Source organism: Demequina aurantiaca, from assembly GCF_050598105.1.
Taxonomy (GTDB): Bacteria; Actinomycetota; Actinomycetes; order Actinomycetales; family Demequinaceae; genus Demequina; species Demequina aurantiaca_A.
Genome location: NZ_CP192436.1, coordinates 2,546,743 through 2,568,824, shown reverse-complemented (window position 1 = coordinate 2,568,824; position 22,082 = coordinate 2,546,743). Strand labels below are relative to the sequence as shown.

Sequence of the window (22,082 nt, the reverse complement as noted above, 5' to 3'; positions counted from 1 at the left end):
TTAGTGCCCCATCTGCTTCATGCGGTCCAGCACCTTTTCCGACGTGGGGTCGCGCATCTCGTCGACGAACTTGCCGTCTTCGAGAAATAGGATCCGGTCGGCGTACGATGCGGCGGTCGGGTCGTGCGTGACCATCACGATGGTCTGGCCGAACTCCTTCACCGCGCGGCGCATGAAGCCAAGCAGCTCGGCGCCGGAGCGCGAGTCGAGGTTTCCGGAGGGCTCGTCGGCGAAGATAATCTCCGGGCGGGACACGAGGGCGCGCGCAACTGCCACACGCTGCTGCTGGCCGCCCGAGAGCTCGGCGGGCAGGTGGGTCAGGCGGTCGGCAAGCCCCAGGATGCCGATGATCTCGTCGAACCACACCGGGTCCGGCTTGGCTCCCGCGATGTCGATCGGCAGGGTGATGTTCTCCTTGGCCGTGAGCGAGGGGATGAGGTTGAAGGACTGGAACACGAAGCCAATGTTGTTGCGGCGGACCTCCGTGACCTGCGCCTCCGTGAGGCTGGTGATGACGATCTCCGAGATGGAGGACTCGCCCGCGGTGAGGCGGTCCAGGCCGGCGAGGGTGTGCAGCAGGGTCGACTTGCCGGAACCGGAGGGGCCCATGATCGCGGTGAATTCGCTGCGCGCGATGTCGACGCTCACGCCGTCGAGCGCGCGCACAGCGGTGTCGCCGAATCCGTAGTCCTTGTAGCCGTTGCGCATCGACGCGGCGAGCGTAGTCGTGTCAGTGGAGGTCATGGGAAGTGCCTTTCGCGGGTGATATCGGCGGCGCCAGAGCGGCGCGAAGTGCCTGCAGTCCATCGGTTGTCCGTGTCTAGTCTCGCGAAGAACCCTCGCGCGCGCCATCGGCCAAAAGTACGGTTTCTGCCGGCGCGGGCATGGGGGAGTGCCCGTCGGGGCGAGGGGGCGTGATTCCTCCTAGGGGCGGGGGATGACGATGCCCGAGTTATACGCCTCGACGACCGCCTGGACGCGGTCTCGCACCCCGAGCTTGGTCAGGATGTGGCTCACGTGGGTCTTGACGGTGGTGTTGGACACGAACAGTTCGCTCGCGATCTCCTGATTGGAGAACCCCCGGGCCATGAGCAGCAGCACCTCGACCTCTCGCTCCGAGAGGTCGCCTATCGCCTCAGCGGTCGGCACGTGGGCGTCGGGGTCCTCTCCCGGCGCTGCGGCGCCGGCGGAGCCGGGGAGCGAGAAGCCGGCCGCGAACTTCTCGATCACTCGTCGCGTGACCTCGGGCGCCAGCAAGGCCTCGCCGGCGGCGACGATGCGCACGGCGTTGACCAAGGTGTCTCCGTCCGCGCTCTTGAGGAGAAATCCCGAGGCGCCGGCGCGCAGCGCCTCGTACACGTACTCGTCGTCGTCGAACGTGGTGAGGATGACTACTCGCACGTCGGGGTGGGCGGCGAGAACCGCACGGGTCGCGGTGAGCCCGTCCATCCCGGGCATGCGGATGTCCATCAGCACTACCTCGGGCCGCGACTGGGCGACGAGCGCGACTGCCTCGGAGCCGTCGGCGGCCTCCCCGCACACCTCGATGTCTGCCTCGGACTCCAGGATCATCTTGAGCCCAACCCGGACCATGGCCTGGTCGTCGACGAGTCCTACGCGAATCATTCAGTTGCCTCCTGGCGCGCGGGCGCCGTACCGGGGCGCGGTCGTGTGGTGTGCACCTGGTCGTCGCCCGAGGGCAGCACGGCGTGGACGCGGTAGCCGCCTCCCGAGCGGGGCCCCACCTCCAGGACACCGCCCAGAGCCGCGATGCGCTCACGCATTCCGTCGATGCCGTGACCTCCGGAGTGCATCGCCTCCGAGATCACCCCGCGCCCGTCGTCCTCGACGGTGACGGTGACGGCTTTGGACTCGCGCACCACGGTCACGCTGGCGTTGGCGCCGGGTCCCGCGTGCTTCATCGCGTTGGTCAGCGACTCCTGCACTATCCGGAAGGCGCTGAGCTCGACGCCGGCGGGCACGTGGGCGGAGCCGGATACCTCGAGGGACACGGGCAGGCCCGCATCCTCGACCTGTTGGACCAGGTCGGGCAGGGCAGCGAGGGACGGCATCGGGAGGAGGTCGAACGCGGCACGGTTGACGGCGGAGTCTCGTTCGCTCGCGGTTTCCGAAGTCGCGGTCAGGCCACCGTTCGCTGCCCCAACGCGCTGGGGGCGAGAGCCGGGCGGGGTAGCGGGTTCGAGCCCCGCCGCCCCTCGGGCGGGTTCCTGGGCCGCGCCGTCGACGGCATCAGCCTCGGACGCGCGGAGCACGCCGATCATGCGCTGCATCTCCAGCAGCCCGGTTCGGCCCGACTCGCTGATGGTCTGCAGCGCCTCGACCACGCGCGGGTCGCCGTCCTTGGCGAGTCGTGCGGCGCCCTCGGCCTGCAGCGTCATGACCGTGACCTCGTGCGCGACGACGTCGTGGAGTTCCCGGGCGATACGTGCGCGCTCGGCCCGCACCGCATCGGCCGCAGCGTTCTTCCTCGCCTGCTCCTGTCGGGTGTGGGCGATTTCGAGTTCGGTCAGACGGGAGTGGCGGCGGTTGTCGGACAGGCCGATGCCGAGCGCGATGACCAGCGCAACGAGCGTCGAGGCGACGGCGGCGAGATGCACCTCGTCGCTAGTCATCACCCCCACCGCAGTCCAGCCGGCGACGACCACGATCGCGCCGACGCCGTGGGCGAGGGCGGAGCGCCGCGGTAAGTACAGGCCCACGCCGTAGAGCGCGACCACCAGACCGAGGATGCTCGCCCCATTCGGGTGGCCCGAGGCGACAAAGATCATCCACGCCCCGATCGCCACCCACAGGATGGTGCGCGGTGCACGGTGGCGCCACGCGAGCGGAAGGGTCATCAGCGCGATCAGCACGATGGCACTCGCGGGCACTGGCGGCCTGGAATCGGAGCTGTACTCCAGCGCGTATAGGCCGATCAGCCCGATCGAAAACAGGCCGACCGCGATCAGCGCGTCGCCCGCGCGGGGCATCTTTACTCTCACGTCCCCAAGAGTAGGACAGGCGGGCGCTCCCGGCATCGGCCACACGAACGATGCGCCCGGCTGGAGACGTTCATCCCGTGGAATTCAGGTGGAGAAGGTTGTCGCGCAAACGGTGCTGGGGCGCTCCAGGCGGAGTCTGCCTAGGTGATTCGGAGCGGATGCCTACCGGTCGCCAGGACGCTGCCAGCGGAAGGTCTTGATCGTGACGACGAGGCCGACGACGAACCAGATGCTCAGCACGATCGCCGTCGCGGGGTGCTGCCAACTTCCGGCGGCCTCCTGGGCTGCGAAGCTCTCCGGCAGGAACACGGACCGCATGCCCTGGGCGAGCCACTTCAGAGGGAAGATCTCCGCGATGTGCTGGAGCCACGTAGGCAGCTGCGTGAAGACAAAGAACACGCCGGAGATGAACTGCAGTGACAGGACGATGGGCGTGAGCACTGCGGGGGCGGAGCGGCCGCGGCGGGCGAGCGAGCTGAACGCGATGCCCAGCACGGTGGACGCCGCGGTTCCCAGCAGGAACACCCAGGTAAACGTGATCCAGTTACTGGCGGCGGTGGGGATGGGGATGTCGTAGACCAGGCCACCCACCAGCAACAGCAGCGCGATCTGGACGATCGACACCATCACCACGTGGACGATCTTGCCCATGAAGAAGGCCGACGCGGGCAGCGGGCTGCCGTGGATGCGCTTGAGGACGTCGTCGTCGCGGTCGATCGCGAGCGAGATGCCCAGCGACTGGAACCCGGTGTTCATGATGCCCGACGCGATCATTCCGGCCAGGAAGTACTGGCTGAAGTCCACGCCGTCGCCCACCTCGCCGTCGCCCATAATGGACGCGAACAGGACCAGCAGCAGGATGGGGAACGCGAAGATGAAGATCACCTGCTCGCGCGAGCGGCTGAACTCCTTGGTCTCCAGTACTGCCCGTTCCCACACTAGGTACGCGAAGGTGGGGCGGCGGTAGGTGGACGGGGCGGTGGCGGCCGATGCCGTAGGCGAGGTCACGATGCGTCCTCCGTTCCGGTGGTCGGGCCCTTGGGGGTAGTTCCGATGGCCACCGCGTCTGCGCCGCGCAGCGAGTCGCCGGCGTAGCCGGAACCCTCCGCGTCGCGGCCGATGAGGTCCAGGTATACGTCCTCTAGCGACGGGCGACGGATCTCGAGGTCGTTGATCTCGCCGTTGTGCGACGCGAGCAGGTCGCGGAGCGTGGCAGAGGGGGTCTTGGTGATCTGGGTGCGGGGCTTGGCCACGCCGTCGGCGCCGGGCTCGCTCCAGGCGACCACTGCATCGGCCGCGCGGGAACGCAGACCGGCCGGGGTGTCGAGCGCGACCAGCCTGCCGCGCGAGATGACGGCGAGTCGGTCCGCGAGGTACTCGGCCTCGTCTAGGTAATGGGTGGTGAGCACGATGGTGGTGCCGCCGTCCTTGAGGGACTCGATCAGGTGCCAGAACTGGCGGCGAGCTTCGGGGTCGAATCCGGTGGTGGGCTCGTCGAGGAACACCAGGTCGGGTCGGCCCACCACCGCGAGGGCGACGTCCAGGCGGCGGCGCTGGCCACCCGACAGCGTCGTGGAGCGGGCGGTGGCCTTCTCCTCGAGTCCCACCGCGGCGATGGTCTCCTCGACGTCGCGAGGGTTGGGGAAGAGGTGGCTCTGGTGGGTGACGGCTTCGCGCACCGTGAGCGGGGTGTTGGTCGAGGTCGACTGCAGCATGATGCCGAGGCGCTCGCGCCACTCGCGGGTGGGGTGCGCCGGGTCGATGCCCAACACGGTGGCCTCGCCGGACGTGCGCTTGCGGAACCCCTCGAGGATCTCAACTGTGGTGGATTTGCCTGCCCCGTTGGGTCCGAGAATGGCGAAGATCTCGCCGGTCTCGATGGTGAGGTCAAGGCCGTCGACGGCGTTGAGGCCCCCGTAGGTCTTGCGCAGGTCGCGGATAGTGATCGCGGGATCGGTCATGGTGCGACGGTATCAAGCGCCAGGCGTGGCCATCGACACAGTTATCGGTCGCCGCGCCAGGTAAAAACCTGCGACGGAGAGCGCCAGAGTGATGGGGGTGAAGATCAGCGTCTCAGTGAGCGTGGTCGCGGCGAGGTTGCCCACCGTGTTGAGCGCGAATAGCCCACCCATCGCCCACATGAATCCGCGGACAACGCGCGGTGACGGGCGGGATAGCCACTGTGCGCGCGCCGCAGTCATCCAGCCGAAGACCGACACCGTGACGAGTGCTCCGAACTCGCCGATGCGGGCCGCGGTCTCGTCCGGGTAGCGTCCGCCGCCGAGGTACTCAGAGGGGATGCCTCCGGCGAGGGCCACGATGTGGACCGCGCCCACGGCGCCGAGCACGCACGTGGCCGTCTTAGCGACATTTTGAGGATTCATTTCTCTCCCGTGGAATAGTGATTCCACGAGTATGGTCGCGACGCCGCAGGCGCTGCATCGGCCACAAGAACAAGAAGGGTGTCCGCCTAGCGAATGATTTGTACGGGAGTTAACCCTCGGCGAGCAAGCTTTGAATACGGCCGACGCCCTCGACCAGGTCGTCGTCGCCGAGCGCGTAGCTGAGACGCGCGTAGCCGCTGGGGCCGAAGGCCTCGCCCGGGACCACGGCGACCTCGACCTCTTCGAGGATGACGGCGGCCAAGTCGATCGACGAGGTGATCTTGCGGCCGCGGATGGTGCGACCGATCAGGCCCTCGACAGACGGGTAAGCGTAGAAGGCGCCCTTGGGGGTGGGGACCACCAGTCCATCGATCTCGCGGAGCATCGACACCATCGTCTTGCGACGGCGGTCGAAGGCGGTGCGCATCTCGTGGACCTCGTCGAGGCCGCCGTTCAGCGCGGCGATTGCGGCACGCTGCGAGATGTTCGCGACGTTGCTGGTGAGGTGGCTCTGGAAGTTGGTGGCGGCCTTGATGACGTCGGTGGGGCCGACCATCCAGCCCACGCGCCAACCGGTCATCGCGTACGTCTTGGCGACGCCGTTGACAACGATGCAGGTGTCGGCGAGGTCGGGAACTACCGACAGCATCGGCGTGAAGGTGGCGTCGTCATAGACCAGGTGTTCGTAGATCTCGTCGGTGACGACCCAGATGCCGTGCTCGAGGGCCCATTCCCCAATTTCCTTGGTCTGCGCCGCGGAGTAGACCGCACCCGTGGGGTTTGACGGCGAGCAGAACAGCAGCGCCTTGGTGGCGTCGGTGCGCGCGGCCTCGAGCTGATCGACGGTGACGAGGTAGTCCTGGTCGGCTCCGGCAAAGACCTCGACGGTGGTGGCTCCGGTCAGCGCGATGGCCTCGGGGTACGTGGTCCAGTACGGCGCGGGCAGGATGACCTCGTCGCCCGGGTCAAGAATGGACGCGAAGGCCTGGAAGACGGCCTGCTTGCCGCCGTTGGTGACCAGCGTGGTCGCCGGGTCGATCTCGTAGCCGGAGTCGCGCTTGGTCTTGTCCGCGATCGCCTGGCGCAGCTCCGGGAGTCCGGACGCGGGCGTGTAGCGGTGGTTCTTGGCCTCGTTCGCGGCGGCGATGGCCGCGTCGACGATGAACTGCGGAGTGGAGAAGTCGGGCTCACCGGCCCCGAACCCGATGACGGGCCGGCCGGCGGCCTTGAGGGCCTTGGCCTTCGCGTCTACGGCGAGGGTGGCTGAGGGTGCGATGGCACCTAGGCGGGCAGAGACGCGGCGGGGGCTTGAGGAAGTCACGCTTGTGATTCTTCCATGTCCGGGGGGTTGCCGCGCCACGTGGGCCCAGGCGCGTGCCCTCCCTGCGGGTTTGAGCCTAGACAAGGCGGAGTTCGGCTTCGCGCGGGGGAGCGCGTTAAGGTAGGTGCGACTGGCGATGCACTACCCAACTGCAGCCGTTCGCAGGCTTGATGGCGAACGGTGACACCGCGGATTGGGGCGTGGGTTCGCGTTACGCGCCGAAAGGTCGTAGCATTGCTAGTTGGTGATTGACATTCGCCATGATGACTTGTGCCCAAAACGCAGTCATCAGAGTGTCGGTCACTTAGGGAAACCAACCTTTCCCGATAGGGCAGTGGCGCAATTGGTAGCGCATCGGTCTCCAAAACCGGCGGTTGGGGGTTCGAGTCCCTCCTGCCCTGCAGTGCGTGGGTACTCGCCACGCGGTATTCAGTAAGCACGTCCCACATCAAGCAAAGGACATTTTGGTGAGTGAATCTGCCATGACCGAAGCCGGTGAGGACGACCCGCGCCACCAGAAGAGCGAGGGTCGATTCATCATCGGCCCCATCGTGCTTTTTGTGCGCCAGGTGCTCGCGGAATTGCGCCGCGTTGTCACTCCTACGCGTGAAGAGTTGATCCGCTACATCTGGGTCGTCGTCGGTTTCGTGGCGGTCATGATGGTGTTGGTCTTTATTTTTGATGTGGCATTCGGCTGGATGTCCCAGAGTATTTTCGGCGGCTAAGCGCCGTCGCGTAGAGGAAGTGGTGTACCGGTGAGTGACGACAAGATTGAAGACGCGAGCGATAAGGCTGAGGCCTTGGTTGCCGACGTCGACGCTGCCCCCGATGCAGAGGCCGCGGTTGCTAACGACGCCCCGCAGGTCCCCGTCGACGAGGCAGGCTTTGCCGACGCCCCGGTCGATGCAGTGATCGAGGGCGACGACGACACGATTCCAGGCGACGACGTCGCGGCACCTGCCGAAGAGGTAGCGGTCCACGAGGTCGGCGACGAGCCCATCGAGCCCGTCCTGGACCCCGCCGAGGAGTTCAAGTCCGACCTGCGCATGCGCGAGGGCGACTGGTACGTGGTCCACAGCTACTCGGGCCACGAGAAGCGAGTGAAGCAGGCCATCGAGCACCGCATCGCGAGCCTCAACATGGAGGACTACATCTTCCAGGTCGAGGTCCCGATGGAAGATGTCGCCGAGATCAAGAACGGCCAGCGCAAGCTCATCACCCGTGTGCGCATGCCCGGCTACGTCCTGGTTCGCATGTACCTGGGCGACGAGTCCTGGGGCACCGTTCGCAACACGCCCGGCGTCACAGGCTTCGTGGGCCACGCTCACCAGCCGGTCCCGCTCACCATCGACGAGGTCTACTCGATGCTGGTGACGCCCGAAACTGCTGCCGCCCTCGATGAGGACCAGCAGGCAAAGGCCATCCCCGTTGAGGTTGACTTCATCGTCGACGAAGCGATCACCGTCATCGACGGCCCCTTCGCTACCCTCCCCGGCACTATTTCCGAGATCAACGTGGAGAGCCAGAAGCTCCACGTCCTCGTGTCCATCTTCGGCCGGGAAACTCCGGTCGAACTGTCGTTCAACCAGGTCCAGAAGATCTAGGTTCCTGGCAGAACAACACCACGGCGGCGCCAGCCGCCACGAGCAATAGAAGGACCCTAAAATGGCACCCCCAAAGAAGAAGAAAGTCGCTGGTCTGATCAAGCTTCAGATCCAGGCAGGCGCTGCAAACCCCGCTCCGCCCGTGGGCCCCGCCCTCGGACAGCACGGCGTAAACATCATGGAGTTCTGCAAGGCCTACAACGCCGCGACCGAGTCGCAGCGTGGCAATGTGGTTCCCGTCGAGATCACGGTCTACGAAGACCGCTCGTTCACCTTCATCACCAAGACCCCTCCTGCTGCCGAGCTGATCAAGAAGGCTGCCGGCGTCGCTAAGGGATCTGGCGTACCTCACACGGAAAAGGTTGGCTCGATTACCGAGGCACAGGTCCGCGAGATCGCTACGACGAAGATGGAAGACCTCAACGCATTCGACCTCGACGCTGCGTCGAAGATCATTGCTGGCACCGCCCGCTCCATGGGTATCACCGTTAAGTAGTTTCACCCCAAGTGGGAGGGCCGCGCTGGCCCGCCACCACGACTGCAAAGGAAACATAAGCAGATGACTAAGCGCTCCAAGGCTTACAAAGATTCAGCTCAGTTGGTCGACCGCGACCACCTGTACACCCCGATCGAGGCCCTTCGCCTCGCTCAGAAGACGTCCTCCAAGAACACCGACTCGACCATCGATGCGGTTTTCAAGCTCGGCGTTGACCCCCGTCACGCGGACCAGTCGGTTCGCTCCACCGTCATCCTTCCGCACGGCACCGGCAAGACCGCTCGGGTCCTGGTCTTTGCCATTGGTGACAAGGCAGACGCCGCCCTCGCGGCAGGCGCAGACATCGTCGGTGGCGACGAGCTCATCGAGGAGGTGCAGAACGGTCGTCAGGACTTCGACTCCGTTGTTGCCACCCCCGACCTGATGGGCAAGGTGGGTCGTTTGGGTAAGGTTCTTGGTCCCCGTGGCCTCATGCCTAACCCCAAGACCGGCACCGTCACGATGGACGTGGCCAAGGCCGTGTCCGACATCAAGGGCGGAAAGATCGAGTTCCGCGTCGACAAGCACGCCAACCTCCACACCGTGGTCGGCAAGGCGTCGTTCGGCGACGAGAAGCTGATGGAGAACTACAAGACGATCGTGGACGAAATTGTCCGCGTGAAGCCCTCCGCTTCCAAGGGTAAGTACATCCTCAAGGCCGCTATCTCCGCGACCACTGGCCCCGGCATCCTCGTTGATGCACTGGCCAAGCCGGTCGAGTCGTAGAGCAGCACCTCAAACGCACTCGCGCTTGCCCGGCGATCCCGGGCCAAGCGCAGAGAGCACGTGACCCACGCGCCTTCTACCCCTAGGCGCATGTGTCACCCGGGCCGGTTCCCCTCAGGGGGAGCCGGCCCTTCTTTTTGCCCACCCGTGCATCGGCCGATGCGGAGGGCGACTCCCCGCGAGGCCGTCAGTTTGCGCCGGGGGAGGATTCCCCGTAAGATCGCCTACGCCCAAAGACCGCCGGTCGTCAGTGTTGGTGCCGCAAGGTGCCGACCAGAGCAAAGTTCCACAACAGTGGAAGCCAGCGTAGAGCGAGTACAGGTTTGTCAGATTAGTCTGATGCGCCCATGTGCCCCGCCTACGCGGGGCTTTTTTGTTGATCGGAACCCAGACCGTCGGTCGCATCAACGGAAGGACAACCATGGCGACGCCAGACAAGGTGTCAGCAGTCAAGGAACTCGCGGACCAGTTCCGTGACTCCGCAGCTGTTGTAATCACCGAGTACCGCGGTCTCTCGGTTCCGCAGCTCGCAGAGCTGCGTACCGCGATTCGCGCCTCAGCAACCTTCAAGGTTGCTAAGAACACTCTTGCGGCTCGCGCGGCTAGGGACGCTGGCGTAGAAGGTCTCGACGACCTTTTCGTTGGCCCCACAGCCATTGCATTCGTCACCGGTGACCCGGTGGAGGCTGCAAAGGGTCTGAAGGAGTTCAGCAAGGCAAACCCCGACCTCGTCCTTAAGGGCGGAGTTCTCGACGGCGTTGTGCTTTCTGCCGAAGAGATCAACAAGGTCGCAGACCTCGAGTCACGTGAAGTTCTGCTCGCCAAGACGGCAGGCGTCCTCAAGGCGTCGCTGCTCGGCGCTGCATACCTGTTCCAGGCACCGCTCTCTCAGGGAGTACGGACCTTCGACGCTCTGCGTGCGAAGCAGGAAGACGCAGCCTAACGGCTGCACCCCCCATACAAACCCTGCTATCCACGCAGACTTAGGAAGGAAGCCACCATGGCTAAGCTCACCACCGATCAGCTGATCGACGCGTTCAAGGAACTGACCCTCATCGAGCTCTCGGAGTTCGTTAAGGCATTCGAAGAGACCTTCGACGTCACCGCCGCTGCCCCCGTTGCCGCTGCTGCCGCTCCGGCCGCTGCTGCAGAAGAGGTTGAGGAGAAGACGGAGTTCGACGTCATCCTTGCTGCTGTTGGCGACAAGAAGATCCAGGTCATCAAGGAAGTTCGTGCACTCACGAGCCTCGGCCTTGGCGAAGCAAAGGCACTCGTTGACGGCGCTCCCAAGGCCGTCCTCGAAGGCGCAAAGAAGGAAGACGCTGAGAAGGCCAAGGAGGTCCTCGAGGCCGCTGGCGCCACCGTCGAGCTCAAGTAGTTTCGACTTCTCGCTAACGCGAAGGCCGGGACGATGCGCAAGCATCGGCCCGGCCTTTGCCGTTCCTGAGCCAATTCGGGTAGCGGGCAAAATCCTCAGGAGTCAGTGACGCGGCGGACACTGGAAGGTCATCGTCGTGACACCAAACCAGTAGAGTTGCTGGATTGTTGAGCGGTCCCGTCGTGTAGCCTTTGTCTACAACATTTTTCGCACTGTTTGACGTTATCGATGAAGCGCGCACCTCAAGCGCGAACGGAGGCAGATGGCAATCCCACCCGGCTCAGGTGAACGTACAAGTGTTCCCACCCGACGCATCGCGGCATCGTCGCCAGCCATGCGTTCTGCGGCGCAAGCGCTATTCGTCGCCAACCGCGCCATAGAGGAACACCTGTCAACTCTAGAGCGCGAAGTCAGCGACTTGAAGGTCTCGTGGGACGGAGATGCGCGCGCAGCTTATGCCGTGGCTCAGCAACAGTGGACAGCCAACCTTGCCGAGATGAACGCGGTGTTGGGCCGAGTGTCTTCTCGGGTGTCGGCGGTGGACGAGTCCTACCGCGCAACCTCAAGGAATATTGGACGGGCCACCTAGTGGCGGAGCTGATCGAACGTTTTGCTCCAGGCGGCCGCGCGGAACCCACGGGCCTGTCGAACCTTGACTCGTTAGTCTCTAACTACCCTTCCTTTGGGACGTTCGTTGGCGTAGGACCGGCTGGCGCGCTTACAGCGACCGTCCTCGGACGAGGATCCATCCAGGGTATCGAGGTCAACTCCGATTGGATCTCACTTACTCGGGCGTCTGGGTTAGCAGTGGAGCTCCGTGGGGCTCGCGACTCGGCGGCTCGGGCCATGATGGTGGAATTCAATCAGCGCATCGAGGTTGATGATGCGGTGAGCGTCGAGCATGAACCCGCCCCACCGCGGCGGTCCATGACGGAGTCAGTCTGGGTTGAAGACCCCATCGGCTACCTCAATGCTTTGAAGGCAGAGACTCAGCAAGTGCGCGCCGCTTTTGATGAGTTGGAGTTGTCTTTTACGGTCGCCAGCCCTCGCGGTTGGTTCGAAGCACTTGTCTCCCGTGGCATCGTCTCAAAAGTTTCATTCGATGCCGAAGCACTGGGTTACACCAGACCCCCCGAGATCGGCACTGAGTTGGTGGGCCTGTTGAAGGCGGTTGAGGCTAGGTACACCATTGGTGACGAAGAATTCGCGAAGCGGTTCCCCCTGACATTTTCAGCACGAGAGCACAGGTCACGATGATGAGTGATGACGTAGGTTTCGAGGTAGACCTAGATGATTTGGCATCGGATGCGGCTACGTGGTCCACGGTGTCTTCCACTCTGACGGAGGCAAAGTCGACGATCGCCTCCGTGCTTGATGTCCCGGTAGGAGGAACTGGGGGACCAGGTTATTTGGCCGGCCTCGAGACGGTTTACGAGGAGGTTACGCAAAGCATCTCCGACCTGTTGGGGGAAGGCGTGGCATCCATCGACACCGTGAGTAGACGTTTGTTGGAAGCTCAGCGTGAGTATGACCAGGCCGAGCAGGGTGCTATCCAATCCGCGCACGCGGAGGGGTGAAGGAAATGACGATCACTCAGTCGTGTTCCGAGCCAACCTCCGGCGGGGCGCTGCGCCGCTCAATCGAAAAGGAACTTGCATGAGCGTCCTTCCCATTACCGAGAGTGACTTCAACACCCAGACCGACGAGTTGAAGACCCAGCGCGCTGATTCCATTTCAGACTTCGAATCCTTCTTGAATAAGGCTGGCCACCTTGATTTCGGTTGCCTTGGCGACACTTGGTTCAGTGATGTGAAGGAGCGCGTTGACGCCGCGGTGATTGAGATGAGGGAACTCTTGGCGCAATTCGTTGAGGTCAGCCTTGAAATACTCTCGCCGGGCAACCCGTTCTGGTTTTACAATGCTTCAACCCAGTGGCGAGAGGCCAGGTCCACGCTGTCTTCGGAGCAGTTCTCCATCGTCAGCGCACGCTCTACCAACTTGCCGTCCACTGAGTCATGGCACGACGATCAGGTCAAGTGGTACGCCCCTATGCCCGACGCGCAAAACGCCACTATCGATTTGATGAAGTCCCGATGCCAGTCGGTTGAGAATGCGTCACTCGATCACACCAAGGCTCTCACTACGGGGTGGGTAAATCTATTGACGAGCTTCTCCGCTTTGCACAGTTGGGTCGTCACGACGGTGGCGACTTTCATCAGCGCGGATCCAATGAAGTGGTTGGATATCGTGTCGCAAGCAGTCAACTGTTTGGTCGACCTCAAGGATCTGATTGTCGGATTTGTTGCCGACATGGCCCTCGCTTGGTCTGATGCCCGCGATTTGGTTGCTCGGTTGCAGGGCGATTTTGTCGACAACGCTGCTCTTGACGGCGGCAAGTGGCCCACGATTGAAAGCTTTGCGTAGCGCGCGCGGCTTCGCCGTCAGTCTCATCGCGGTTGCGTCGGCAAGCCTTGCGGGTTGCAGTCTCACGGGCAACTCGGATGAGGCGGCCGCGCGCGAGGTTCTCGAGTCCTTCATAGAGCTGAGCGCGAGTGACGGTGATGCCGCCCTAGCGTTGTCCACGTTGAGCGGGCCAGCGGTGACGAGTTGCTTGGACCAATCGACGTGGTTGCGCTTTGCTGAGGTTGGCGATGTCACGGTCGACGGCGGGGAGGCCGAGGCTGTTCTTACCCCGACCACTGTGGAGGATGCAGCACCCGTGACCGTTCAACTGCACAAGGACGGTGGCGCGTGGGCAGTCGATCTGGATGACTCCATGACGGTGCATATCGCCGTATCCCCGGCAGGTGCGCCAGCAAGTATTCAGGTGGGAACCTGCGATGCCGCAGTGGTGGACGGGGTGTCGACTGTGGTGCTCCCACCGGGAGAATTCGATGTCGTGCTCGGGGATCCTTCAGGCGTGTTGGGCACGCAGTTTGCGGAAGAGATGACCAAGCCGGTCGAGCTTCCGGGGAGCGGGGATCTGTCGTTTGAGCTTGATGACCTTCCGCTGAGCGCCGCCTCTCTGGAGGCAATCAACGAGGCGGTGAGTGAGGCCGAGGAGTCGTGCGCGTCCCTCGACTTTGCAGGTTTGAATTGCCCCCCGGGCGCCGTGGGAGCCGTTGCCTTTGAGGGAGCACCCGGGCTAAGTCTGGGAGACCCAGTTGGCCACGAATTTGTTGACGGCACGTGGTCCTTCGCGACTGCGCCACAGGCCGTGAAGTACTCATTCGAAGGCGCAGAAACTTGGACCGACGTCATGGTTGCCTATTCAGGCATCTTGGTGAGTCCTCCAACTGCTGGGCAAGTCACCGCGAGCATCTTGGAAGTGACATCGTAAGAAAGCGCCCCAAGCGGGCGACTCGCGGGCGCCACCATTGACGACATCGAGTTTTAGGTGGACAATCCCGCATTTTTCCACTAATATTTGTAGTTGCGCTGTCTATTGCCCTGCCCTCAAATGCCTACCTGGTGTGCGTCCGCTCGAAAGTGGTTACGCCCCGGGATCCGGTGGAACTGTGGCTTGAGACTCGTGACCTGCACGAATTAAAAAGGGAAGGACCCACCCTTGGCTGCCTTGCGCACCCCCACGGCTTCGGCCATCGCTAACCGCTCCGCATCACGCCGCGTCTCGTTCGCTCAGATCGCTGAGCCGCTTGAGGTCCCAAACCTCATCGGTCTTCAGACGGAGAGCTTCGACTGGCTGCTCGGAAACGCCGCTTGGATTGCGCGCGTTGACGCAGCTAAGGAGGAAGGTCGCAATGACGTTCCTCTGACCGCCGGCCTGGTTGAGATCTTCGAGGAGATCTCCCCGATCGAGGACTTCGGACAGACCATGTCCCTGTCGTTCTCGGACCCCTACTTCGAGGAGCCTCGTCACACGCCTGACGAGTGCAAGGAGAAGGACTTCACCTTCTCCGCGCAGCTGTTCGTGACCGCAGAGTTCATGAACAACACCACCGGCGAGATCAAGTCGCAGACGGTCTTCATGGGCGACTTCCCGCTCATGTCCCCGCGCGGTACCTTCATCGTTAACGGAACCGAGCGCGTCGTCGTGTCGCAGCTGGTCCGTTCACCCGGTGTGTACTTCGAGCGCACGCCGGATAAGACCTCGGACAAGGACATCTTCACCGCGAAGATGATCCCGTCGCGTGGCGCCTGGCTCGAGTTCGAGATCGACAAGCGCGACGCAGTCGGCGTGCGCGTCGACCGCAAGCGCAAGCAGTCCGTGACGCTCTTCCTCAAGGCCCTCGGCCTGTCGGACGAGGACATCGAGCGGGAGTTCAAGGACTTCCCCGCCGTCCTCGAGACGCTCGCGAAGGACACCGTCCACACGCACGAGGAAGCCCTCGTCGACCTCTACCGCAAGCTTCGTCCGGGCGAGCCGCCCACCGTCGAGGCCGGTCAGAACCTGCTCGACAACTTCTACTTCAACTCCAAGCGCTACGACCTCGCGAAGGTCGGCCGCTACAAGCTGAACAAGAAGCTCGGCGTCGACAAGGCACTCAACGACTCAGTACTCAACGTCGACGACATCGTCGCCACCGTCAAGTACATCGCCGCAGCCCACGCAGGTCACAAGACCATGGAGGGCAAGAACGGCGACGTTCGCGTCGAGACCGACGACATCGACCACTTCGGCAACCGCCGTATCCGCGCCGTTGGCGAGCTCATCCAGAACCAGATCCGTACGGGCCTGTCCCGCATGGAGCGCGTGGTGCGCGAGCGCATGACGACTCAGGACGTCGAGGCCATTACGCCGCAGACCCTGATCAACACGCGCCCCGTGGTCGCCGCGATCCGCGAGTTCTTCGGCACCAGCCAGCTCTCGCAGTTCATGGACCAGAACAACCCGCTCGCCGGACTGACGCACAAGCGTCGCCTGTCCGCTCTGGGCCCGGGTGGTCTGTCCCGTGACCGCGCAGGCATGGAAGTTCGAGACGTTCACCCGTCGCACTATGGCCGCATGTGCCCCATCGAGACCCCGGAAGGCCCGAACATTGGCCTGATCGGTTCGCTGGCGTCCTTCGGTCGCATCAACCCGCTCGGATTCGTCGAGACGCCGTACCGCAAGGTCATCAAGGGCAAGGTCTCCGACGACGTCGACTACCTGACCGCCGATGACGAGGACCAGTACGTCATCGCTCAGGCAAACGCAGGCATCACCGACGACGGCTCTCTGACCGACGAGCGCGTGCTGGTGCGTGCCAAGGGTGGCGAGGTTGAACTCGTCGCGCCTGAGGCCGTTGACTACATGGACGTCTCCCCGCGCCAGATGGTGTCGGTTGGTACGGCCCTGATTCCGTTCCTCGAGCACGACGACGCCAACCGCGCACTCATGGGTGCCAACATGCAGCGTCAGGCTGTGCCGCTGGTCCGTTCCGAGGCACCCCTCGTGGGTACCGGCATGGAGCGCCGCGCCGCAATCGACGCTGGTGACGTCATCATCGCCACCAAGGCCGGCGTGGTCACCGAGGTCTCCTCGGACTTGATCACGGTTGCCAACGACGATGCCACCACCGGCTCGTACCGCGTTGCTAAGTTCCAGCGTTCCAACCAGGGCACGTCGTACAACCAGCGCGTGCTGGTCGACGAGGGTGACAAGGTCGTCGTGGGCTCCGTGCTCGCCGATGGTCCTGCCACCGACGAGGGCGACCTCGCGCTGGGCAAGAACCTGCTCGTTGCCTTCATGTGCTGGGAAGGTCACAACTACGAGGACGCGATCATCCTTTCGCAGCGCCTGGTTCAGGACGACACCCTCTCCTCGATTCACATCGAGGAGCACGAGGTTGACGCCCGCGACACCAAGCTCGGCCCGGAGGAGATCACTCGCGACATCCCGAACGCCTCCGAGGAGGTCCTTGCGGACCTCGACGAGCGCGGCATCATCCGCATCGGCGCCGAGGTTCGCGCCGGTGACGTGCTGGTGGGCAAGGTCACGCCCAAGGGTGAGACCGAGCTGACTCCGGAGGAGCGCCTCCTGCGCGCCATCTTCGGCGAGAAGGCCCGCGAAGTTCGCGACACGTCACTCAAGGTGCCCCACGGCGAGACCGGAACCGTCATCGGCGTCCGCGTCTTCACCGAGGACGACGGCGACGACCTGCCTGCAGGCGTGAACCAGCTGGTTCGTGTCTACATCGCTCAGCGACGCAAGATCCAGGAGGGCGACAAGCTCGCCGGCCGCCACGGTAATAAGGGCGTCATCTCGACGATCCTGCCCGTGGAGGACATGCCGTTCCTCGCGGACGGTACCCCCGTCGACGTGATCCTGAACCCGCTGGGTGTTCCCGGTCGCATGAACGTCGGCCAGGTCCTCGAGACCGCCACCGGCTGGCTCGCCAAGAACGGTTGGGATGCTACGGACGCCAAGGGCGACTGGACCTCTCAGCTGCCCAAGGGCGCCACCAAGTCGGAGCCCGGCCGCCCTGTGGCGACGCCGGTGTTCGATGGCCTCAAGGAAGCGACGATCGACGGACTTCGTACCGTCGTGAACCCGAACCGTGACGGCGACCGTTTGGTCGACGAACACGGTAAGACGCGACTGTTCGATGGTCGCTCGGGAGAGCCCTTCCCGGAGCCCGTCGCAGTCGGCTACAAGTACATCTTGAAGCTTCACCACCTGGTGGACGACAAGATTCACGCCCGTTCCACGGGTCCGTACTCGATGATCACGCAGCAGCCCCTGGGTGGTAAGGCCCAGTTCGGTGGCCAGCGCTTTGGTGAGATGGAAGTGTGGGCCCTCGAGGCTTACGGTGCCGCTTACGCGCTGCAGGAACTGCTCACCATCAAGTCGGATGACGTGCTCGGCCGCGTGAAGGTCTACGAGGCCATCGTTAAGGGACAGAACATCCCTGAGCCTGGCTTGCCGGAGTCGTTCCGCGTGCTCATGAAGGAGATGCAGTCACTGTGCCTGAACGTTGAGGTTCTCAACGCAGAGGGTCAGCTAGTCGAGATGGGCGAGTCGGAAGACGACGTCTATCAAGCAGCCGAGTCACTCGGTATCTCCCTGTCCAGCCGTCCCGACGCTTCTAGCGTCGACGAGATTTAAGGAAGAGGACTGACTGTGCTAGACGTAAACGAATTCAGTGACCTCCGCATCGGCCTCGCGTCCGCCGAGGACATCCGCGAGTGGTCTCACGGCGAAGTCAAGAAGCCCGAGACGATCAACTACCGCACCCTGAAGCCGGAAAAGGACGGACTCTTCTGCGAGAAGATCTTCGGCCCGACTCGCGACTGGGAGTGCGGCTGTGGCAAGTACAAGCGTGTCCGTTACCGCGGCATCATCTGCGAGCGTTGTGGCGTTGAAGTCACCCGCTCGAAGGTGCGTCGTGAGCGCATGGGACACATCGAGCTCGCCGCTCCCGTGACCCACATCTGGTACTTCAAGGGCGTTCCGTCGCGCTTGGGTTACCTGCTGGACCTCGCCCCCAAGGACCTCGAGAAGGTCATCTACTTCGCCGCCTACATGGTGACCGAAGTCGACGTCGACGGCCGCCACGAAGATCTTCCTCAGCTCCGCAACGAGATTGAGGTCGAGAAGAAGGCGATCGCAAACCAGCGCGACAACGACATCAACACCCGCGCCGAGAAGCTCGAGAAGGACATCGCCGAGCTCGAAGCCGAGGGTGCCAAGTCCGACGTCAAGCGCAAGGTCAAGGACGGCGCCGAGCGCGAGATGGCTAACCTGCGCAAGCGCGCAGACGCTCAGATCGACCGTCTCGATGCAGTCTTCGACCGTTTCGCGACCCTCAAGGTCCAGGACCTCGAAGGCGACGAGCTGCTGTACCGCGAGCTTTCGCGTCGCTACGGCTCGTACTTCAAGGGTTCGATGGGTGCCGAGGCTATCCAGAAGCGCCTGCAGACATTCGACCTTGAGGCAGAGGTTGAGTTGCTACGCGACATCATTGCCAACGGCAAGGGGCAGCGCAAGACGCGTGCGCTCAAGCGCCTCAAGGTAGTCATGGCGTTCATCACGACCACCAACTCTCCCGTGGGCATGGTCCTCGAGGCCGTTCCGGTCATTCCGCCGGACCTGCGCCCGATGGTGCAGCTCGACGGTGGCCGTTTCGCGACCTCCGACCTCAACGACCTCTACCGTCGTGTGATCAACCGCAACAACCGCCTCAAGCGTCTGCTTGACCTCGGTGCTCCCGAGATCATCGTGAACAACGAGAAGCGCATGCTTCAGGAGGCTGTTGACGCGCTGTTCGACAACGGCCGCCGCGGTCGTCCGGTCACCGGTCCAGGTAACCGCCCGCTCAAGTCCATCTCGGACATGCTCAAGGGCAAGCAGGGTCGTTTCCGCCAGAACCTCCTCGGCAAGCGCGTCGACTACTCGGGCCGTTCGGTCATCGTGGTCGGTCCGCAGCTGAAGCTGCACCAGTGTGGTCTGCCCAAGCAGATGGCGCTCGAGCTCTTCAAGCCGTTCGTGATGAAGCGCCTGGTTGAGCTCAACCACGCGCAGAACATCAAGTCGGCCAAGCGCATGGTGGAGCGTTCGCGCTCCGAGGTTTGGGACGTCCTCGAAGAGGTCATCACCGAGCACCCCGTATTGCTGAACCGTGCACCCACGCTTCACCGTTTGGGTATCCAGGCCTTCGAGCCCCAGCTGGTGGAGGGCAAGGCAATCCACCTGCACCCGCTGGTCTGTGGCGCGTTCAACGCCGACTTCGACGGTGACCAGATGGCAGTTCACCTGCCGCTGTCCGCCGAGGCGCAGGCCGAGGCACGTGTGCTGATGCTCTCGAGCAACAACATCCTGAAGCCGTCTGACGGCCGCCCCGTGACCATGCCCTCACAGGACATGATCATCGGTCTGTACCACCTTTCGCTGCACAAGCCGGGCGTCAAGGGCGAGGGGCTGGCGTTCGCGTCGACCTCGGAGGCCCAGATGGCGTTCGACGCCGGCACGATCGCGCTTAACGCGGAGATCCTGCTGCGTGTCGATGGCACCACCGTGCCGCCGGCAGACGTGACGTTGGACGAGGACCGCGTCGCGGGCGCCCCGTTCACCCTCACGACCACGCTGGGACGCGCGCTCTTCAACGAGCTGCTTCCCGTGTCGTACCCCTACGTCAACCGCAACGTTGACAAGAAGGTGCTGGGCGACATCGTCAACAACCTCGCCGAGCGTTACCCCAAGGTTGAGGTCGCCGCGTCGCTCGACGCACTCAAGGCGGCTGGCTTCTACTGGGCGACGCGCTCGGGCGTGACCATCGCCATCTCTGACGTGGTCACCCCCAAGGGCAAGCAGGCGATTCTGGACCGCTACGAGGCGCTCGCCGCCAAGGTGCAGGACCAGTACGACACCGGTCTGATCACCGACGACGAGCGTCGTCAGGAGCTCATCGAGATCTGGACGCAGGCTACTAACGAGGTCGACAAGGCCATGCGTGCGGCATTCCCCGAGTACAACACCGTTCACACCATGGTGGGATCGGGTGCTCGTGGTAACTGGATGCAGGTCCGTCAGATCGCAGGTATGCGTGGACTGGTGGCAAACCCCAAGGGTGAGATCATCCCGCGTCCGATCAAGTCGAACTACCGCGAGGGCCTGTCGGTTCTCGAGTACTTCATCGCTACCCACGGTGCCCGTAAGGGCCTGGCCGACACCGCCCTGCGTACCGCCGACTCGGGTTACCTAACCCGTCGCCTGGTGGACGTGTCGCAGGACGTCATCGTGCGCGAAGACAACTGTGGCACCGAGCGTGGCCTGGTCATGCCGATCATCGAGGTGGACGCTGCGGGCAACCGTCAGCTCCACGATCGCGTGGAGACCTCGGTCTTCGCCCGTAACCTCGCGACGGACGTCCAGGACGCCTCAGGCACCACGATCGGCAAGGCAGGCGAGGACATCGGCGACGCGCTGATTGACGCGCTTATCGAGTCGGGAGTGGAAGAGGTCAAGGTCCGCTCCGTACTCACCTGTGAGTCTGCGGTCGGCACCTGTGCCCGTTGCTACGGTCGCTCGCTGGCCACGCGTGAACTGGTCGACATCGGTGAGGCGGTCGGTATTGTTGCCGCACAGTCCATCGGTGAGCCCGGAACGCAGCTGACGATGCGTACGTTCCACACCGGTGGTGTGGCATCGGCAGATGACATCACGCAGGGTCTTCCCCGCGTCCAGGAGCTCTTCGAGGCACGTACCCCCAAGGGTGTGTCGCCGATCTCCGAGGTCGCAGGAAAGCTCAACGTCGACGACTCGGAGGCCACGCGCCGCCTGGTCGTGACGCCGGACAACGGCGACGAGGTCATCGAGTACCCCGTCACCAAGCGTTCGCGCTTGCTGGTGCAGGATGGCGAGCACGTTGAGGTGGGGCAGAAGCTAATCGCTGGCGCCGTAGACCCCAAGAGCGTGTTGCGCATCCTCGGCCCCCGCGCCACCCAGAAGCACCTGGTGGACGAGGTCCAGCAGGTGTATCGCTCGCAGGGTGTGGAGATCCACGACAAGCACATCGAGGTCATCGTGCGGCAGATGCTGCGTCGCGTGACCGTGCTTGACTCGGGAGAGACCTCGCTGCTGCCGGGCGAACTGGTAGCGCGTTCGCGCTTCGAGTCGGCCAACCGTGAGACCGTGACGAAGGGCGGTAAGCCGGCATCGGCTCGCCCCGAGCTCATGGGAATCACCAAGGCCTCGCTTGCAACCGAGTCGTGGCTGTCGGCGGCCTCCTTCCAGGAGACCACCCGCGTCCTCACCGAAGCTGCGATGTCCGGAAAGTCGGACCCGCTGCTCGGGCTCAAGGAAAACGTCATCCTCGGAAAGCTCATCCCCGCTGGTACTGGTCTTCACCAGTACCGTACGGCGACGGTCGAGCCCACCGAAGAGGCAAAGTCGAATCTGTTCCCGACCTTCGGATACGAAGAATGGGACGGGCAGTTCTTTAGCGAGGGCACAGGCGAGGCTGTGCCGCTCGAAGAGTTTAAGATTCCTCGCGACTAGCAACATGTCAGGGTCAGCGTTGGAAACTTCGCTTTGACGCGGACGCGGGTGACGGGTATCTTAGATACTCGTGCCCGCGTCAGCGGGCCCCTTGTGCGCGCCTGCAAAGGTGCGGCACGTTTATGGACGACACGCCCGAGCGCGGGGGTCGGACATGACACTTAAGATTTTCATCAGATTTCACACGAACTAA

Annotated in this window: 19 protein-coding genes and 1 tRNA gene; 13 read left to right on the top strand and 7 right to left on the bottom strand. The window is 63.6% G+C overall.

Annotated features, from left to right (window positions below):
• The 7 genes from ACQU6B_RS11800 to ACQU6B_RS11770 form a co-directional block, all read right to left on the bottom strand.
• A complete protein-coding gene (locus tag ACQU6B_RS11800; protein WP_430867741.1) occupies positions 1-744 on the bottom strand; it encodes an ABC transporter ATP-binding protein in 744 nt (247 codons plus the stop codon).
• A gap of 180 nt (positions 745-924) precedes the next feature.
• A complete protein-coding gene (locus tag ACQU6B_RS11795; protein WP_430867740.1) occupies positions 925-1,626 on the bottom strand; it encodes a response regulator in 702 nt (233 codons plus the stop codon).
• Positions 1,623-3,002: a sensor histidine kinase gene (locus tag ACQU6B_RS11790; RefSeq protein ID WP_430867739.1), complete on the bottom strand. Its 1,380-nt coding sequence runs from the start codon at positions 3,000-3,002 to the stop codon at positions 1,623-1,625. Before ACQU6B_RS11790 ends, ACQU6B_RS11795 begins: the two co-directional genes overlap by 4 nt.
• A gap of 162 nt (positions 3,003-3,164) precedes the next feature.
• Positions 3,165-4,010, bottom strand: a complete 846-nt coding sequence (locus ACQU6B_RS11785) for an ABC transporter permease (protein WP_430867738.1) — start codon at positions 4,008-4,010, stop codon at positions 3,165-3,167.
• The gene (locus ACQU6B_RS11780) at positions 4,007-4,963 is read right to left on the bottom strand and encodes an ABC transporter ATP-binding protein (protein WP_430867737.1); all 957 of its coding nucleotides are present in this window, start codon (positions 4,961-4,963) and stop codon (positions 4,007-4,009) included. Before ACQU6B_RS11780 ends, ACQU6B_RS11785 begins: the two co-directional genes overlap by 4 nt.
• 12 nt (positions 4,964-4,975) lie before the next feature.
• Positions 4,976-5,386 carry a hypothetical protein gene (locus ACQU6B_RS11775; protein ID WP_430867736.1) on the bottom strand — a complete coding sequence of 137 codons (411 nt, stop codon included), beginning with the start codon at positions 5,384-5,386 and terminating at the stop codon, positions 4,976-4,978.
• 109 nt (positions 5,387-5,495) lie between these two features.
• Positions 5,496-6,707, bottom strand: coding sequence for a pyridoxal phosphate-dependent aminotransferase (locus tag ACQU6B_RS11770; protein ID WP_430867735.1), 1,212 nt, complete (start codon positions 6,705-6,707; stop codon positions 5,496-5,498).
• Positions 6,708-7,035: 328 nt separating this feature from the next.
• Here ACQU6B_RS11770 and ACQU6B_RS11765 point away from each other — a divergent pair.
• From ACQU6B_RS11765 to ACQU6B_RS11705, 13 genes are all read left to right on the top strand, one after another.
• Positions 7,036-7,108: transfer RNA gene (locus ACQU6B_RS11765), tRNA-Trp, on the top strand.
• Between the two features lie 66 nt (positions 7,109-7,174).
• On the top strand, positions 7,175-7,432 hold the full coding sequence (secE, locus tag ACQU6B_RS11760) for a preprotein translocase subunit SecE (protein WP_430867734.1): 258 nt from the start codon (positions 7,175-7,177) through the stop codon (positions 7,430-7,432).
• A 30-nt stretch (positions 7,433-7,462) separates the two neighbouring features.
• On the top strand, positions 7,463-8,311 hold the full coding sequence (gene nusG, locus ACQU6B_RS11755) for a transcription termination/antitermination protein NusG (RefSeq protein WP_430867733.1): 849 nt from the start codon (positions 7,463-7,465) through the stop codon (positions 8,309-8,311).
• A 61-nt stretch (positions 8,312-8,372) separates the two neighbouring features.
• Positions 8,373-8,807, top strand: coding sequence for a 50S ribosomal protein L11 (gene rplK, locus ACQU6B_RS11750; RefSeq protein ID WP_430867732.1), 435 nt, complete (start codon positions 8,373-8,375; stop codon positions 8,805-8,807).
• Positions 8,808-8,870: 63 nt separating this feature from the next.
• Positions 8,871-9,572: a 50S ribosomal protein L1 gene (rplA, locus tag ACQU6B_RS11745; protein ID WP_430867731.1), complete on the top strand. Its 702-nt coding sequence runs from the start codon at positions 8,871-8,873 to the stop codon at positions 9,570-9,572.
• 421 nt (positions 9,573-9,993) lie between these two features.
• Positions 9,994-10,515, top strand: coding sequence for a 50S ribosomal protein L10 (gene rplJ, locus ACQU6B_RS11740; protein ID WP_430867730.1), 522 nt, complete (start codon positions 9,994-9,996; stop codon positions 10,513-10,515).
• 57 nt (positions 10,516-10,572) lie between these two features.
• A complete protein-coding gene (rplL, locus tag ACQU6B_RS11735; protein ID WP_430867729.1) occupies positions 10,573-10,950 on the top strand; it encodes a 50S ribosomal protein L7/L12 in 378 nt (125 codons plus the stop codon).
• Positions 10,951-11,212: 262 nt separating this feature from the next.
• A complete protein-coding gene (locus ACQU6B_RS11730; RefSeq protein WP_430867728.1) occupies positions 11,213-11,539 on the top strand; it encodes a WXG100 family type VII secretion target in 327 nt (108 codons plus the stop codon).
• 257 nt (positions 11,540-11,796) lie between these two features.
• Positions 11,797-12,207, top strand: coding sequence for a hypothetical protein (locus ACQU6B_RS11725; protein WP_430867727.1), 411 nt, complete (start codon positions 11,797-11,799; stop codon positions 12,205-12,207).
• Between the two features lie 399 nt (positions 12,208-12,606).
• A complete protein-coding gene (locus ACQU6B_RS11720) occupies positions 12,607-13,374 on the top strand; it encodes a hypothetical protein (protein WP_430867726.1) in 768 nt (255 codons plus the stop codon).
• Between the two features lie 187 nt (positions 13,375-13,561).
• Positions 13,562-14,290, top strand: a complete 729-nt coding sequence (locus ACQU6B_RS11715; RefSeq protein ID WP_430867725.1) for a hypothetical protein — start codon at positions 13,562-13,564, stop codon at positions 14,288-14,290.
• Positions 14,291-14,518: 228 nt separating this feature from the next.
• Entirely contained in the window at positions 14,519-17,998 is a 3,480-nt protein-coding gene (gene rpoB, locus ACQU6B_RS11710; RefSeq protein ID WP_430867724.1) for a DNA-directed RNA polymerase subunit beta, read from the top strand.
• A 15-nt stretch (positions 17,999-18,013) separates the two neighbouring features.
• Complete coding sequence (locus tag ACQU6B_RS11705; protein ID WP_430867723.1) at positions 18,014-21,889, top strand: DNA-directed RNA polymerase subunit beta'; 3,876 nt, start codon at positions 18,014-18,016, stop codon at positions 21,887-21,889.
• Positions 21,890-22,082 lie beyond the last annotated feature (193 nt).

Coding starts and splice junctions, on each gene's coding strand:
- rplK (WP_430867732.1), top strand. CDS start 8,373: ATGGCACCCCCAAAGAAGAAGAAAGTCGCTGGTCTGATCAAGCTTCAG.
- rplA (WP_430867731.1), top strand. CDS start 8,871: ATGACTAAGCGCTCCAAGGCTTACAAAGATTCAGCTCAGTTGGTCGAC.
- ACQU6B_RS11720 (WP_430867726.1), top strand. CDS start 12,607: ATGAGCGTCCTTCCCATTACCGAGAGTGACTTCAACACCCAGACCGAC.
- ACQU6B_RS11780 (WP_430867737.1), bottom strand. CDS start 4,963: ATGACCGATCCCGCGATCACTATCCGCGACCTGCGCAAGACCTACGGG.
- ACQU6B_RS11795 (WP_430867740.1), bottom strand. CDS start 1,626: ATGATTCGCGTAGGACTCGTCGACGACCAGGCCATGGTCCGGGTTGGG.
- rplL (WP_430867729.1), top strand. CDS start 10,573: ATGGCTAAGCTCACCACCGATCAGCTGATCGACGCGTTCAAGGAACTG.
- ACQU6B_RS11800 (WP_430867741.1), bottom strand. CDS start 744: ATGACCTCCACTGACACGACTACGCTCGCCGCGTCGATGCGCAACGGC.
- rplJ (WP_430867730.1), top strand. CDS start 9,994: ATGGCGACGCCAGACAAGGTGTCAGCAGTCAAGGAACTCGCGGACCAG.
- ACQU6B_RS11725 (WP_430867727.1), top strand. CDS start 11,797: ATGATGGTGGAATTCAATCAGCGCATCGAGGTTGATGATGCGGTGAGC.
- ACQU6B_RS11730 (WP_430867728.1), top strand. CDS start 11,213: ATGGCAATCCCACCCGGCTCAGGTGAACGTACAAGTGTTCCCACCCGA.
- ACQU6B_RS11775 (WP_430867736.1), bottom strand. CDS start 5,386: ATGAATCCTCAAAATGTCGCTAAGACGGCCACGTGCGTGCTCGGCGCC.